This is a genomic window from Pseudomonas sp. Pseusp9, assembly GCF_059491265.1.
This window is the reverse complement of record NZ_CP168500.1, coordinates 425,721-440,258: the sequence shown is the minus strand read 5'-3', so window position 1 is coordinate 440,258 and position 14,538 is coordinate 425,721. Positions and strand designations below refer to the sequence as shown.

At 59.7% G+C, this 14,538-nt stretch carries 12 protein-coding genes; 2 read left to right on the top strand and 10 right to left on the bottom strand.

Translation table 11 applies throughout. From position 1 onward, the window contains the following. Positions 1 to 11 precede the first annotated feature (11 nt). The 3 genes from cysC to msbA all read right to left on the bottom strand — a co-directional run bounded on the left by cysC (position 12) and on the right by msbA (position 3,301). The gene (cysC, locus tag ACEN8E_RS01865) at positions 12 to 617 is read right to left on the bottom strand and encodes an adenylyl-sulfate kinase (RefSeq protein WP_495591211.1); all 606 of its coding nucleotides are present in this window, start codon (positions 615 to 617) and stop codon (positions 12 to 14) included. Beyond that, a complete protein-coding gene (locus ACEN8E_RS01860; RefSeq protein ID WP_495591210.1) occupies positions 610 to 1,314 on the bottom strand; it encodes a sulfotransferase family 2 domain-containing protein in 705 nt (234 codons plus the stop codon). The genes cysC and ACEN8E_RS01860 overlap by 8 nt, the downstream gene beginning before the upstream one ends. A 184-nt stretch (positions 1,315 to 1,498) precedes the next feature. Then, on the bottom strand, positions 1,499 to 3,301 hold the full coding sequence (msbA, locus tag ACEN8E_RS01855; RefSeq protein ID WP_495591209.1) for a lipid A export permease/ATP-binding protein MsbA: 1,803 nt from the start codon (positions 3,299 to 3,301) through the stop codon (positions 1,499 to 1,501). A gap of 154 nt (positions 3,302 to 3,455) precedes the next feature. Here msbA and ACEN8E_RS01850 point away from each other — a divergent pair, with 154 nt between their 5' ends. Both ACEN8E_RS01850 and ACEN8E_RS01845 read left to right on the top strand, forming a co-directional pair. After that, positions 3,456 to 5,321, top strand: a complete 1,866-nt coding sequence (locus ACEN8E_RS01850; protein WP_495591208.1) for an O-antigen ligase family protein — start codon at positions 3,456 to 3,458, stop codon at positions 5,319 to 5,321. Continuing rightward, positions 5,318 to 6,538: an acyltransferase family protein gene (locus ACEN8E_RS01845; protein WP_495591207.1), complete on the top strand. Its 1,221-nt coding sequence runs from the start codon at positions 5,318 to 5,320 to the stop codon at positions 6,536 to 6,538. Before ACEN8E_RS01850 ends, ACEN8E_RS01845 begins: the two co-directional genes overlap by 4 nt. Positions 6,539 to 6,608: 70 nt before the next feature. Here ACEN8E_RS01845 and ACEN8E_RS01840 read toward each other — a convergent pair whose 3' ends face one another. The 7 genes from ACEN8E_RS01840 to ACEN8E_RS01810 all read right to left on the bottom strand — a co-directional run bounded on the left by ACEN8E_RS01840 (position 6,609) and on the right by ACEN8E_RS01810 (position 14,360). After that, complete coding sequence (locus ACEN8E_RS01840; protein WP_495591206.1) at positions 6,609 to 7,493, bottom strand: glycosyltransferase; 885 nt, start codon at positions 7,491 to 7,493, stop codon at positions 6,609 to 6,611. Then, positions 7,490 to 8,644, bottom strand: coding sequence for a glycosyltransferase family 4 protein (locus ACEN8E_RS01835; protein WP_008016942.1), 1,155 nt, complete (start codon positions 8,642 to 8,644; stop codon positions 7,490 to 7,492). Before ACEN8E_RS01835 ends, ACEN8E_RS01840 begins: the two co-directional genes overlap by 4 nt. After that, positions 8,641 to 10,083, bottom strand: coding sequence for a PIG-L deacetylase family protein (locus tag ACEN8E_RS01830; protein WP_495591205.1), 1,443 nt, complete (start codon positions 10,081 to 10,083; stop codon positions 8,641 to 8,643). The genes ACEN8E_RS01835 and ACEN8E_RS01830 overlap by 4 nt, the downstream gene beginning before the upstream one ends. A gap of 8 nt (positions 10,084 to 10,091) precedes the next feature. Next, complete coding sequence (locus tag ACEN8E_RS01825) at positions 10,092 to 10,988, bottom strand: antimicrobial resistance protein Mig-14 (protein ID WP_495591204.1); 897 nt, start codon at positions 10,986 to 10,988, stop codon at positions 10,092 to 10,094. Next, on the bottom strand, positions 10,988 to 12,118 hold the full coding sequence (locus ACEN8E_RS01820) for a glycosyltransferase (protein WP_495591203.1): 1,131 nt from the start codon (positions 12,116 to 12,118) through the stop codon (positions 10,988 to 10,990). The genes ACEN8E_RS01825 and ACEN8E_RS01820 overlap by 1 nt, the downstream gene beginning before the upstream one ends. Continuing rightward, complete coding sequence (locus ACEN8E_RS01815) at positions 12,102 to 13,859, bottom strand: carbamoyltransferase family protein (protein WP_495591202.1); 1,758 nt, start codon at positions 13,857 to 13,859, stop codon at positions 12,102 to 12,104. The genes ACEN8E_RS01820 and ACEN8E_RS01815 overlap by 17 nt, the downstream gene beginning before the upstream one ends. Before the next feature lie 165 nt (positions 13,860 to 14,024). After that, on the bottom strand, positions 14,025 to 14,360 hold the full coding sequence (locus tag ACEN8E_RS01810; protein WP_495591201.1) for a YceK/YidQ family lipoprotein: 336 nt from the start codon (positions 14,358 to 14,360) through the stop codon (positions 14,025 to 14,027). Positions 14,361 to 14,538: the final 178 nt, after the last annotated feature.

Sequence of the window (14,538 nt, the reverse complement as noted above, 5' to 3'; positions counted from 1 at the left end):
GGCTTTATTGCTCATTTTTTGAGCAGAAATGCAGCCAGACGACGGCACGCGTCGCTCATTTCCAGCGCTTGCGTATCGATTTCGCACTCCGCATGCAGTGGCGCCTCGTAGGGACTGTCGATGCCTGTGAAATCCTTGATCCGGCCTTCCCGGGCCGCCCGATACAAACCCTTGGGATCACGTTGTGCACAAACCGCAAGCGGCGTGCTCACAAACACCTCGATGAAGTCTCCGTCGGCAAACAACCGACGCGCCGCCTCACGTTCGGCCCGGAACGGCGAGATCACCGCGACGATCACAATCAATCCCGCGTCGACCATCAGACGCGCCACCTCGGCGGTGCGCCGGATATTTTCCCGCCGACATTCAGCCCCCATCCCCAGATCCCGGCAAAGACCGGCGCGCAGGTTATCGCCGTCGAGCACAAAGGTGTGCAGCCCCTGCTGATTGAGTTGCAGCTCCAGGGCATTGGCCAGGGTCGACTTGCCGGCCCCTGACAACCCCGTCAGCCAGAGACAGCGTGGCGTCTGCGACTTGAGGGCCGCACGGTCCGCACTCGACAGCAATAACGGATAGGGGCTGATCGAGTGGTGGGGCAACGACACGGCTTCATTCATATCCAAGCATCTCGTAATCACGCTGATAGACCCGCCGCACTAGCCTGCGGGTGCGCACCGTGCAAAACTCGCGCACGGGCATCGGGCGCCGTTGCTGCGACCTGTTCACGTGGGGCAGATCCGCCGGATAGTCCAATTGCTCACAAACCAACCTGAAATCCCGCTCCAGGTGCTCCTGGTAACCGACGAAATCCAGCGCCAGATGGCCCATGGAGTCCGTCAGGAAATCCGTTTGCGCGGCAAAGTGCAGCTGTCGCCGGACCGTCTCCGGGTGCAGCCAGCGGCCGACGAAGTCATCAAAGTCACGGTAGTGGCTGACCAGTTTCTGCGCCGCGTGATCCCGCTTCCCCAAGGCGTTCCCCCGCAAGAATGCGTAAGCCGAGTAGGCCCTTTCCAGGGGATCGCGAACGAACGCGAACTTGAAGCTGGCGGCAAACTGCTCGGGAAATTGCTGCTCGTACCAGTACAACGGCAAGTGACCCGGGCTCCAGTCGTCGAACATGGCCGCACAGACACTACTACCGGCGCATTTAGGGACGTGGATGAACAGGCAGGAACGCTGCTTGAAAGGTTTGGGGAAACTGACATTGGCCGACATCGACTTGTTCACCGCTTGACGGTCCACGACCGACAGGCGCCCCAGCAGAAAAGCCCGTTGCGGCTTGGGCAACAGCTTCCAGAGATAACGTTGCAACATCCAGACACCCGCGGGAAAGGGATGACCCTCTCGATTCAAGTCAAAGTTCGTTCAGGAACCTTAACAAGCACGTTGCCGAGATTTATTCCGGTTTGGTCAAGAAGCGTAAAGGTCTGGATACAAATCACCGAACGCGTTGCACGTCGGGTGTGCGAAAGGGCGAGCCAGGCTCGCCCTTTCGGGGTCAGGCGATGTCTTCGGCCGGGGCGTCGAGGCCCATCGCGTTGAGGCGCGCGTAGTAGCCGTTTTGCGCCAGCAGTTGCTCATGGGTGCCGCGCTCGACGATTTTCCCCTGATCCATGACCAGGATCAGGTCGGCCTTCTCGATGGTCGACAAGCGGTGAGCGATCACCAGCGTGGTCCGACCTTTCATGACCTGATCCAGGGCTGCCTGGATATGCCGCTCGGACTCGGTATCGAGTGCCGAAGTCGCCTCGTCGAGAATCAGCAGCGGAGCATTTTTCAACAGCGCCCTGGCTATCGCCAGGCGCTGACGCTGGCCACCGGACAGCAGCACGCCGTTTTCCCCGACCTGGGTGTCAAGACCTTCAGGCAATTGGGCAATGAAGTCCATCGCGTAGGCATCCCTGGCCGCCTTTTCAATGTCTTCACGGGGTGCGCCGGCCAGGTCGCCATAGGCGATGTTGTTGGCCACGGTGTCGCTGAACAAGGTCACGTGCTGGGTCACCTGGGCGATATGCTGACGCAGGTTCAACAGCTTGTACTGCTCCACTTCGACGCCATCGATGAGGATTTCGCCCTTGTCGTGGTGATAGAAACGCGGAATCAGGTTGGCCAGAGTCGACTTGCCGCTACCCGAACGCCCCACCAGTGCCACCATTTGCCCGGGCTCGACCGAAAAACTGATGTCATTGAGCACCTGACGCTCGGTTTCAGGGTAGGTAAAGCTGAGGTTGCGTACTTCCAGGCGGCCACTGACGGCATCGCGCTCGACGGTGCCGGTATCGACTTCAGGCTCGACATCCAGTTGCTCGAAGATACTTTCAGCACCGGCCACGCCCTTCTGGATGGTCGAGCTGACTTCCGACAGCTGGCGAATCGGCTTGGGCAACAGGCCGGCCAGGGTGATGTAGGCCACCATGTCGCCGGCGGACGCATCGCCACGCAGGAACAGCACCAGGAACATCAGCACAGCCATGGCGGTGTAGATCACCAATTGCAGCAGCGGCGTGTAGATGGCGCCGGTGCGGGTCATGCGCAATTGCTTGTCGGTATTGCCCTGGCTTGCCTCGAAGAAGCGTTTCTCTTCGTACTTTTCGCCGCCGAAGCTGCGCACCACCCGATAACCCTGGATCGTTTCGGACGCCACATGCGTAACATCCCCCATGGCCAGCTGGATTTTCTTGCTCTGCTTGCGGAATTTCTTGCTGGCGGTGCGTACCATGATGGCGATCAGCGGCAGGATGGCGACCATGACCAGGGTCAGGCGCCAGTTCATGAACAGCAGCGAGGCAAACAGGAAGATCACTGTCATGCCTTCACGAATTACGACCTTGATCGCATCTGTTGCCGCCCCCGTGACCATGGTCACGTTGAAGGTGATACGTGAAATCAGGTGCCCCGAGTTATGCTTGTCGAAATACCGGTTTGGCAACACCAGCAGATTGTTGAACAACTGGACCCGCAAGTCATGGACCAGGCCCAGGGAAACCCTGGCCAGGAAGTAGTTACCCAGGTACGACCCCAATCCCTGCCATGCGGCGATCAGGATGATCAGCAACGGCACCGCCTGCAGCAGTTGCAGGTCTCGCAGGTAGGGCACGGTTGGAAACAGCGCCGCTTCAGGGTTGGATAGACCGTCGACGAAGTACTTGAGGATGTACCCCAGCATTGGCTGCGTCGAAGCGAAAATCAGAAAACCGACGATGCTGATCAGGAACAGGCTGATGTACGGCCGGACATAGCCGAGCAGACGGAAGTAGATTTTCAAGCTCGATGGGCTTGCGGAGAGACTGGAGTCGGTCATATCACGCGAATGTCGATGAAAAGGACGCTGACTTTAGCACAGCTTCCCCAGGGTTCTGGCAATCGCATACAGTCTGTGTATTGTGGCGCGTCAAATAGCCACCAGATGTCTCTGCCTTGGTACGGTCGCTCAATTCAGGAATAAGTTACTCAGCATGCAATTAAACGCTTTGAACAGCACGTCCAACAGAATCTTCGATTTCATTTGTTTGTGGATCCTTCCGCTCGGTTATTTATTGCTGCTTTGTGCATTGTTTTTCCTGCCGGGGCGCAGTGTGCATCACAAGCTTTATTATGGCCTGTTCAGCATTCCGGCACTGATTGCACTGTGCCTGCGTCCGCGGCTCAGCAAAGAACTGCTGCACGAACCGATCATCATTGCGGCCCTGTTGTTTGTGGCGTGGGCACTGCTCAGCCTGTGCTGGGGACCGGGCGACGGCATTGACGCCGGTCAGTTCAAACCGCCATTGCATACCCTGTTTCTCTTCGTTGGCTGCTACCTGCTGGTGCGCTATCGCAGCGAGATCATTCAGCCCCTGCTGTTCTGCGCTGCGACGGTGGCGCTGATCGCCTCTGTCTACAACCTGTACAGGTTCGGCCAGATCTACCAACCGGAAATGCGTCTGATCGGTGTAGGCGCGTTCGATAATCCACTGCTCAGTTCCCACGTTTTCGGCTTTTTCTGTACCTATTGGCTGAGCCTGAGCATGACCTGCAAGCGGCGCCAGGTCCTTTGGTTGAGCATACCGGCGATGGCGATCATGTTCGCCACAGTGCTGGCCACCGGTTCGAGGACTCCACTGGTTGCGCTGACGCTGGCTGCGATGTGGTTGTGTTTCATCTGCTGGAGTCGACACTCGGTCCTCTTGCTTGCCTCCATGTTCATCACCGGAACCGCGACTTTCGCGATGTTTACGGACAAAATCATTGAACGAGGCAGTTCCTTCCGTATCGAGCTCTGGCAATTGACCCTGGACAGGATCGCTGAACATCCATGGATCGGCCACGGATTCAACGCCGAACTGACCCTGGACCCAGGCGTCGGCTACTCCCTCCAGGAGCCCCATAGCTTTGCCCTGGGCGTGCTCTACTACGTCGGCATTATCGGTCTGCTGCCATGGCTGTTCTTCCTCGCATGGGGCTTCATCAGTAGCTGGCGCCATCGCGTGCAACCGCTGTTTATCATTGCCTCAGCCTGGCTGGCATTCGGTATCGGTGCGGGGCTGACCGAAGGTGGCGGAATTATCTCTCGTCCCAAGGAGCACTGGTTCCTGCTGTGGATCCCCTTGGCACTGATTGCCGCACTGAGCATCAATCAACGGGCCAGGCGCCTGCTGGACAGACCGATCAGGACCGCGACGCAAAGCGCCCTGCAACAGCTGATTGCCGATGCCCGGATCATTGAAGAAGATGGTTTGGGGCCCAAGGTCCTGCGCCTGACCGATGGCAGCTTTCTCAAGCTGTTCCGCCGCCGCCGCTGGTACACCTCGGGCAGTTTCACGCCCTATTCCGATCGGTTTGCCATCAACAGCGTGCAACTGCGCAGCATGGACATCCCGACACCGCACATTCTCGACCTTTACCGGTTCGAAGACGGCAGCACCGCTGTGCACTACACGCCTTTGCCGGGCAACACGCTGCGCCAAATCCTGCAAGGCATCACCGCCCCGGCGGTGCGCCAGGCACTGGTGGAGCGTTTCGGCAAATTCATGGCCCAATTGCATCAGCGAGGGGTCTACTTCCGCTCCCTGCACCTGGGCAATGTGCTGGTACTGGAGGATGGCGAGTTCGGCCTGATCGACCTGGCCGATCTGCGAATCTACCCCTCATCATTGAGCCCTTCCCTGCGTCGGCGCAACCTGCGCCATATGCAGCGCTACGCAGAAGACCGGTATTGGCTGTTCGAGGACCACTTCGAAGCGCTACTGCAGGGATACGCCGCCGCGGCTTCGAAAGCCGACGTGGATAATTTGCACAGGCAAGTGCTGGCCGAAGGCCCTCCGGCCCAGGCTCACCGATGACCGAAACCAACCCGCTTATCGCGATGACGGCCTACCTGCTCGCCATCGCAACCGCTGCGCTACTGCTGCGCACCGTACCGAGATTCACCCGACAGCTGGAACATTGCGGTGAAAGTCGCTTTGCCGGCATCGACGGCTTACGCGGGTATCTGGCTTTCGGCGTGTTCGTGCACCACTCGATAATTACCTGGATCTTTCTGCAAACCGGCGTGATCGACTTACCGCCGAGCAACTTCTACTCGCAGCTCGGCCAGGGCAGCGTTGCCCTCTTTTTCATGATCACCAGCTTTCTGTTCTGGGACCGCTTGCTCACCCACGGGCGGCAACACGACTGGCTGGCATTTGCGGTATCGCGGCTATTTCGCCTCTATCCGCTCTACCTGCCGCTGATGTTTACCGTATTTGTCTGTGTGTTCTATTTGCAGGACTGGGAACTCAAGGACTCCGGCGCCCAGGTCATCGGCCAGGCTCTGGCCTGGCTGACCTTCGATCGGCCAGACGTCAACCAGTACCACCAGACGGGCATGCTGATCTCCAACGTCACCTGGACGCTGGGCTACGAGGTGTTTTTCTACCTGGCGCTGCCACTCGCCGCCATGCTGTTCATTTATCGCGGCGGCTGGATGCAGACGGTGCTGTGCCTGATCGGCATCTACACCCTGTACCAGGTGGTCGGCTGGGAACACTCGCTGAAGAAGCACTACCTGGCCAGCTTCCTCGGTGGCATCGCTGCGGCGTACTGGATTCGCCGTCCACAATTCGTCGCCTGGAGCCTGTCTCCGTTGGCGGGCATCATCGCCCTGCTCGCCTTGGCGATCGCCTTTACGGCGTTCAACCGGGCATTCAACCTGGGAGCGCTGCTGCTACTTTCACTGTTCTTTGTGATCGTGGCGTCCGGCAACACCCTGTTCGGCGCCCTGAGACCACGCAGCATCCGCTGGCTGGGGGAAATCAGCTACAGCACATATTTGCTGCACGGTTTCGTGCTCTGGGTACTGGTGCAGCGACTGCCGCCAATATTGCACCTGGACGCCCGGCAAGCCTGGGTCTTCCTGCCGCTGCTGGCCGTGTGCAGTTGCCTGCTGATCATCATCAGCAGTCTGACTTACCAGTACATCGAAAAACCCGGTATCGATGCCGGCAAGAAAACCCTGTACTGGTTACGCCAGAACAGGAGACTCAGGAAAGAACTGGAGAAGACGGCTCAACAACGTTGAGCAATTGCCAGGGGCATGTGACCACGGACAATGCCATGCCTTCCAGCCCGTTGATCCAGCCCCTGGCGGCTTAGTCTTTCTCCAGCCGTGAGAAATACATCCGGCCCAACCCACGCAAGGTTTTCCTGTTCCAGGCCTTGAGCGGAATCTGCGCCAGCAACTCACGCGCCAGCTTGCGATCGCGGTTGGCGGTCTTGAGGAACATGGAATTGAGAAATTTGTAGCGCACCTCGTCATACAGCGGGTGATCGCTGAAGAGCGCGTAGGTGCGCAGGATGCTGTCGATCATGAAACGGTGGTTCTTGTAGGAGTTGGTGGCGTGCTTGCGATAGCGCGCCATCAACACATTCAGACCATCGATGAAGTAACCGGCATGGGTCACCTTCAACTCGATCAGCAAGTCTTCCAGGCGAATGGTCGGGTCGAAACCGCCCACTTTCTCCAGTGCTTCGCGACGGATCATCAGGGTCGGTGCCGGTGGATAGGGCTTGCGCTCCAGGAACATGTCATCGAAGTCCAGGCGACGGAACGGGACATCCCGGCGCTGGCGCTTCTCCGGGTAGAGGTTGCCGTCGGCATCGATCAACTCGATGTTGCCGGCGCAAATGCCGACCTCGGGCTTGCCGTCCATATGAGCGACCTGCGTGGCGATACGCTCCGGCAACATGATGTCATCCGAACCGAACGGCACGATCAGGCTGCCCTTTGCCCGGGCAATCGCACCATTGAGGGTGTTGGTCAGCCCCTGGTTTTCCTGAACCCGGAAGTCGAAACCATGGATGGCCTGCAGCGCCTTGATCCGCTCGACGCTGTCATCCTTCGAGCCATCATCGACTACCAGCAGTTCAATGTTCTGGTAGGTCTGATTGAGGACGCTGAGAATGCTTTCCTCGATGTAAGGGGCGTGGTTGTACGACGCGATAATGACCGTGACGATGGGTTGCGCGTCGTTCATGGCTGTTCCTTGCGGGCCTGCTCCAGGCCGGAGTCGATCAGATTGAGGTATTCGCGACGGAATTCCTCGATGTCATGGTGTTGTTGCAGATAACGGAAGGCCTGTTCGCCCTTGGCCTTGAGCTCGTCATCCGACAGCCCGAGGTAAGTGTCCAGCGCCGCCTGCAGCGTCGGCACATCCTTCGGCGTAATCGCCAGGCCACCGGCCCCCTCGATGAGCGGCAACATGGCCGGCACGTTCGAGGCAATCACCGGCAAATGCCCGCTCATGCCTTCAAGCAGCGCCAGCCCGAGGCCTTCGGCCAAAGAAGGCATGGTCCAGATGTCGAAAGCGCGAATGTACTGCAGGGCAATTTCCTTGAACCCCAGCAAATGGGCACGACCACTGAGGCCGAGGCGGTCGATTTCCGCCGCCAGGCGTGATTCTTCGCGGCCGGCACCGATGATCGCCAGTTGGGTATTCGGGTATTTGTCCTTGAGCGCGGCAAAGGCCTGCAGCAAATAGATATGGCCCTTGACCGGCACCAGCCGCCCCAACGCACCGATCAACCGCACCGACGGATCGATGCCGAGCATTTCACGGGCCTTTTCACGACTGTGTTGCAGACCTTCGGCTTGCTCGATGTCGATGGCATTGGTGATGGCGTAGGTATTCTGGTCGGTAAAGCCGCAGTCGCAGTCCAGCAGATACTGTTTCACCGCTGGCGACACGCCAACGAAGCGCCAGTGACGATCGATCAGGCGCTGGGTCTGGCGGCGCCGGTAAAAACGGTCGTACTCGCCAAAACCGTGGGAAATGCCGATGCACAATGGCACTTTCAACCAGCGATTGAGCGCCAGCATCATGTTCACCGGCTTGAAGCGGTTGCAGATCACCACATCGAATTTTTCCCGACGGCAGAACTTGTACAGCTGCCACATCGCGCGCAGGCGCATGCCCTTGAGGGACTTGTCGGAAAACTCGAAGTACACCGAGCGGTCGGCTCGGCTCACCGCTTCGCCCGGCCCGGGCTTGCCGCGCAGAAACGCGGCGGTCACTTCATAGCGATCGCTGGGCAGGGCCTTGACGATTTGCTCCGCGAGGTCGGCGAAATCATGGGCTTTGACGTTGTAGTCAGGCTGCAGCTGCAGGACCTTTGACCGCTGACTCATAACTCTCCCCGCTGAGTGACATTGCCTGGTGTGTGCTTGATGGACCACAAAAGCTCGTGGCGCCGGACTGCCTTGCGAAAGAATTCGTTCTCACCATAGGTTGGCGGCAACCGGCCGGCCAACAACCGTTGAATCAACCGACGCAAGCGACGCTTGAATGGCATCGTCGGTTGCAGGTCGTGCATCATGCCCAACGCCATGGCTTTATCTCGCTGCTGCTCAAGCGGCATCGGCAGGCAATAAGGCTGCATCGGTTGGGCCGAATCGAAGGCCGGCGGCAGGGCGATGCCGTCACCGCTATCGCCCATTGGCCAGCGATCGTTGTCGTGCAGGTGGTTGGCGTAGCCCAATAACGTGCTCGGCTGCCAGTCCAGCCCCTGCAAGGCTTCAAGGACTGCCGCCTGCGCGCAGATATGATCGGGATGCGGATCCAGGGTCGGGTGCGGCAGGACGATGACCTCGGGCCGGGCGCGCAGCAGCAACTCGCGCAGATCCGCCAGCAGATTGTTCCAGGTCGGCGCACCATCGGCATCGCCGGGCAGCGCGAAAGGATTCAACTGCCGGAACAGCCGGGTGTCGCTCAGGTCCGCTTCCCGCGATCCCGCCGCCACGGCAGGCGCAGCCTGCATGCTCGCCAATTGCAGGCAGAAGTAACCCAGTTGCACGCAGTGAGCCTCGGGGACACCCGCCCAACGTGGCACGGCAATGCTGTCCCAAGTGCGCAGACGACCTTTCAAGCGAGCCGCATCGGCCTTGTTCAGGCCCATCTGCTGATAGTGTTCGGCTTCGATTTCACCCGCTGTCAGCGTGACGATCCAGGTTTCGTCGGCCTGGCTGTACAAACCGTAGGCCGCCAGCTCAGCATCATCGGCGTGGGGCGCGATGACCATCACCCGCTGACGCCGGTAATCCGGATGTTCGAACGCCCACAGCACGGGTTCGCCAGACACGCGACAAAAACGCCCGCGCAAGCGCAGGTCACCACGCGACAGCGCCTGAGCCTGGCCACTGAGATTGAGGTAACGCAGGCCGTTTACGCCCCGTTCGAAGGTTTGTCGGTCAGGGCTTTCACCCCCGACCAACTCGACCACCGGATCGATAAAACGCCCCAGCCAGGTGCTTTTTACCCGCAGGGCCAGCACCAGCGTCGCGTCGTCGACCAGCATCACGCCCTCGTCCAGCCGCAAATGTTCACCGCTCAGGTGCACCTTGGGCTGTGGCGTGTATGGGGGAAAGCTGTACTGGTAATCATCTTTCGGTGAGTAGAACAGATGATCGGCAAACCAGGCTTCGTGGGCAATCCAGCCCACAACCGCCAGCACCAGCGGCAACCACCAGGCCACCAGCACACCGATGACGATCAACAGCACCAGCGCAATCAACAGGCCGATACGTTTATTGCGCCGGTGACGCTTGAGCAGTTGCTGTTTGCGGCTCATGGCTTGGCTCATACGGTGAAGACCGGCACAGGGTTGCACCAGCGATCCTTGTACTCACGGTCGGCGCGCCCGAAGGAAAAGCGCAACGGTTTGTCCTGCGCCCGGGCATGTTCCCAGGCGCTTTGCGTATTGAGAAAACTCAGCACGCTGCCGGGGCTGAACTCACGGGTTTGCGGATCGACCCCACCGTTGATGTACTCGACGCTGATCCATTGCGGGGTTTCGACGCGGTACACCAATTGAATCGCAATCGGCGCATCGTTGAGAAAAATCACCGAGCCGATCAGCAACTCGCGCAGCAACTCGATGACATCGGCCATGCGTTCGGCCCCCGTCGCCGGGAAGCCCCAGCGGCGCTGGAACAGGTCGCAATAAATAGCCGCAAGCTCTGCGCTGGAAAACTCCGATACCGGCTGCACCACGCCACCAGCCTCCTCCAGCAAACGCAATTCGCGGCGCTGGTTATAGCGAAACTTCTTCGACAGCTCTTCGGGTGTGCGGGCCATGGCCAGTTGCTCGGCTTGCAACCTGATGCCAGTGAAACGGCCTTCGTTCAGCGCCGACAGATACCGCGCACGATGGCGCAAAGGCGCCGTGGCATCGGCAGCGGCCGGCAGAATGATTTCGGCGTTGCCCAGGTCGAACAGACCTTTTTTGCCACGACGCTTGAGCACGTCCTTGGACAAGGCCAGGTCGCGCCCCCAGGTCGGGATCGCCGCCTTGACCTCACCATCCTGCAACCAGGCCAGGTAGCGCACCGGAATGCCGGCCAGGTTCGCCAGACGCTCGACCACCATGGGATGGGTCGCGACGCTGCCACCATATCGCTGCCAGGTTTCGGCGTAAGTCGAGGCGTCGACTACCGCCCAGCCACGCTCGCGCCAGCCTTGAAATCGGTTGAGCATCAGCCCCTCTGTGCCAGTTCGGTAACGTGTGGCAAGTGCCAGAAAGCATCGCGCACCGCACGGTCGGAAAAGCGCTCGCGCAGGCGCTCGAGCATCAACTCGGCACACTGTCGGCGTTGCTGATCATCCATGCCGGCCAGATGTTGCAGCCCTTGTGCCAGATGTCCGGCATCGCCCAACGGGAACAGGATGCCCACGCCTTCGACCACTTCCTTCGCTCCGCCACAGGCCGTGGCCAGCAAGGGCACGCCGGCGGCCATGGCCTCCAGCAGCACCATGCCGAACGGTTCGTGATCGGAACTCAGGGCGAACACATCGAAGGCCCGGAAGTAGTTGCGCGCATCCGGCACCTGACCGAGGAACAACACCCGGTCACCAATGCCAAGCTCACGGGCCTGAGCCTTGAGCTTTTCCTCCAGACGTCCCTTTCCGAGAATGACCAGCTGGCTGTTGGTCGGCAGCCTCGGCATCGCCTCGGCAAAACCCTGCAGCAGCGTGGCCTGGTCCTTGTCCGGATGCAGCCGCCCGACGTTGCCGACGATCCAGGCATCCGCCGCCAGCCCGAGGGTTTCCCGGGCCTCGCGAGCCGACACCTGCGTGGTTTGCAAGGCATCCACGTCGATGCGGTTGTACAAGGTCTGAATTCGCGAGGCCGGCCACTTCGGCAGGCAATTGCGCATGTCGTCGCGTACCGCGTCAGACACGCCGAGCAGACTCAAACGCTTGCGGAAAATATGCGCACACAGTTTGCGGCTGCCGCGCTTGTAGTCCTCAAACCCGTGATGCACGCCAATGACCGGCAACGACGTACCGAGCAAAGCGATGTAGATGGGTTTGAAGCGGTGAGCGATGCAGAAACTGAAGTTGCGCGACGCGGCGATCTTGCGCAGATCGCCGATGGCTCCCAGCTTCAGGCCGCGAATGGCCTTGGAGCTGTACTCCATGAACAGCACTTCGTCGGAGGCGCAGCCCGCGGCGACTTCGGCATCGGCAGCCCCGGTGAGAAACACCGTGGTCACCCGAAAACCGGTCCCCGCGAACAGGCTGGCGTACTGCCGTGCGCAGTCCAGGAACGGCCCGTCATAGCCGTGGCAGAACTGCAGCACATGGCGTTCAGCCGAACGTGTCATAGGCGTTCGCGCCCTCTTTGACCACCAGGATGTCTTCCATGATCAGATACTGCAGATCCGAGCCGAAGAACATATTCAGCGCATCGGTCGGCGAGCAGATCATCGGCTCGCCGCGACGGTTGAGCGAAGTGTTGAGCGACACGCCGTTGCCGGTGAGCACTTCCAGCGCCTTCATCATGTCGTAGTAGCGCGGGTTGTATTCGCGCTTGAGCACCTGGGCGCGAGAGGTGCCGTCTTCGTGGACGACTTCCGGCACACGGGTTTTCCACTCTTCAGCCACTTCGAAGGTGAAGGTCATGAACGGAGCCGGGTGATCGATCTTGATCATCTGCGGCGCCACGGTATCGAGCATCGACGGGCAGAAAGGCCTCCAGCGCTCGCGGAACTTGATCTGGTGGTTGATGCGGTCGGCCACGCCGGCCACGCTCGGGCAACCGATGATCGAACGACCACCCAGTGCACGCGGACCGAACTCCATGCGGCCCTGGAACCAGGCCACCGGGTTGCCATCGACCATGATCTTGGCGATCTGCTCCGGCATGTTGTCCAGTTTGCGCCACGTTGGCTTGTTCTCATGACGGGCGCAGGCCGCGATCACGTCTTCGTTGCTGTACGACGGGCCGAGGTAGACGTGTTCCATCTTCTCGACTGGTACGCCACGGGCGTGGGACACATACGCAGCAGCGCCGACCGCAGTACCGGCGTCGCCGGACGCCGGCTGTACGAACAGCTCCTTGACGTCATCGCGAGCGATGATTTTCTGGTTAAGCTTGACGTTCAACGCACAGCCACCGGCGTAGGCCAGCTTGCCGGTTTGCTTGAGCACGTCGCCCAGGTAGTAGTCGATCATCTGCAGCGCAATTTTTTCGAACAGCGCTTGAATGCTCGCGGCGTAGTGGATGTACGGCTCGTCGGCGATGTCGCCTTCGCGCTTGGGACCCAGCCACTCGATCAGCTTCGGCGAAAAGTAGTAACCCTTGCCCTTCTCTTTGTAGCGACGCAGGCCGATGACGTTGGCGTAGTCGGTATTGATCACCAGTTCGCCGTTTTCGAACGAAGCCAGGCGCGAGAAGTCGTATTTGCTGGCGTCGCCGTACGGCGCCATGCCCATGACCTTGAACTCACCGTCGAGCATATCGAAACCGAGGAACTCGGTGATCGCGCCGTACAGGCCGCCAAGGGAATCCGGATCGAAGAATTCCTTGATCTTGTGAATCTTGCCGTTTTCGCCATAACCGAAGAAGGTCGTGGCGTACTCGCCCTTGCCGTCGATGCCCAGGATCGCGGTTTTCTCTTTGAAACCGGAGCAGTGATAAGCACTGGAGGCGTGGGCCAGGTGGTGTTCGACCGGCTCGATCTTGATCTTCTTCGGATCAAAACCCAGTTGTTCCAGGCACCAGACGATCTTGTTGCGATAACGCTTGTAGCGACGGTTGCCCATCAGGATCGCGTCGAGTGCACGGTCCGGGGCGTACCAGTAACGCTTGGCGTACTGCCAGCGGGCCTTGCCGAACAGGCTGATCGGGGCGAACGGGATCGCGACCACGTCGACATCGGACGGCTTGATACCAGCCTGTTCCAGGCAGAACTTCGCCGATTCGTAGGGCATGCGGTTCTTTGCATGTTTATCGCGTACGAAGCGTTCCTCTTCAGCCGCCGCGACCAGCTTGCCGTCGATATACAAGGCTGCGGAAGGATCATGGCTAAGGGCGCCGGACAGGCCAAGAATCGTCAATGCCACAGGGGTCTAGCCTCTTTAGTCTGCATGCAGGCGCAAGCGCCTCAAAAATTAATGTGCCCTCGCAATGGGCGAGAGACAGCTAAAGGGCGGGATTATAGCGTAAAAGCAGCGGCAAACCTCTAGCCGCAAGTGGCAAGCAACCAGGGCGAGGACCTCGCGGCATTTTCAACCGCGTGCAGGTCGCCAATAGACCAGGATATTGCCGTCTACGCTCTGCCGGTAAATCGTGTACGGCAGGACAACGGTGTCCAGCGCGCCAGACACGGCCAGATCCACCAAGACGAGTGGTACAAGAATGCCCGTAGGGTCTGGCGGTGCATTCAATACACAGAAGTCGTATGCGAGGCCGCTATAGACCCGGGGAATGGACTGGCAATAGGTCTTTTGCCGGCGCAACCCATGAGCGGCTTCGGCTTCATCCTGCAGGACGGTGGCGGCGGTGCCACAGCCCATTAACGACACCGATAAAACACCCGATGAAACTGCCATTTTGATCGTCATAGCTTGCCCTCCGAGAACGTCAGGCAAACTAGCATCGGGGCAATTTCGGCCACAGTTCATGGCTTCCCAAGATTGCGTAGGACGGTTCACAGGAACTTGTCTGCTTTCTCGGTTGGCAGTTCCGGCCTCATCGCGGGCAAGCCCGCTCCCACAGGGATCTTCGGTGAACACTCAATTT

What these genes read in the sequence shown, in the direction of transcription:
- ACEN8E_RS01810 (WP_495591201.1), bottom strand. Translation starts at nt 14,360, where the DNA reads ATGACGATCAAAATGGCAGTTTCATCGGGTGTTTTATCGGTGTCGTTA.
- ACEN8E_RS01835 (WP_008016942.1), bottom strand. Translation starts at nt 8,644, where the DNA reads ATGAGTCAGCGGTCAAAGGTCCTGCAGCTGCAGCCTGACTACAACGTC.
- ACEN8E_RS01820 (WP_495591203.1), bottom strand. Translation starts at nt 12,118, where the DNA reads ATGACACGTTCGGCTGAACGCCATGTGCTGCAGTTCTGCCACGGCTAT.
- cysC (WP_495591211.1), bottom strand. Translation starts at nt 617, where the DNA reads ATGAATGAAGCCGTGTCGTTGCCCCACCACTCGATCAGCCCCTATCCG.
- ACEN8E_RS01850 (WP_495591208.1), top strand. Translation starts at nt 3,456, where the DNA reads ATGCAATTAAACGCTTTGAACAGCACGTCCAACAGAATCTTCGATTTC.
- ACEN8E_RS01840 (WP_495591206.1), bottom strand. Translation starts at nt 7,493, where the DNA reads ATGAACGACGCGCAACCCATCGTCACGGTCATTATCGCGTCGTACAAC.
- ACEN8E_RS01830 (WP_495591205.1), bottom strand. Translation starts at nt 10,083, where the DNA reads ATGAGCCGCAAACAGCAACTGCTCAAGCGTCACCGGCGCAATAAACGT.
- msbA (WP_495591209.1), bottom strand. Translation starts at nt 3,301, where the DNA reads ATGACCGACTCCAGTCTCTCCGCAAGCCCATCGAGCTTGAAAATCTAC.
- ACEN8E_RS01860 (WP_495591210.1), bottom strand. Translation starts at nt 1,314, where the DNA reads ATGTTGCAACGTTATCTCTGGAAGCTGTTGCCCAAGCCGCAACGGGCT.
- ACEN8E_RS01825 (WP_495591204.1), bottom strand. Translation starts at nt 10,988, where the DNA reads ATGCTCAACCGATTTCAAGGCTGGCGCGAGCGTGGCTGGGCGGTAGTC.
- ACEN8E_RS01845 (WP_495591207.1), top strand. Translation starts at nt 5,318, where the DNA reads ATGACCGAAACCAACCCGCTTATCGCGATGACGGCCTACCTGCTCGCC.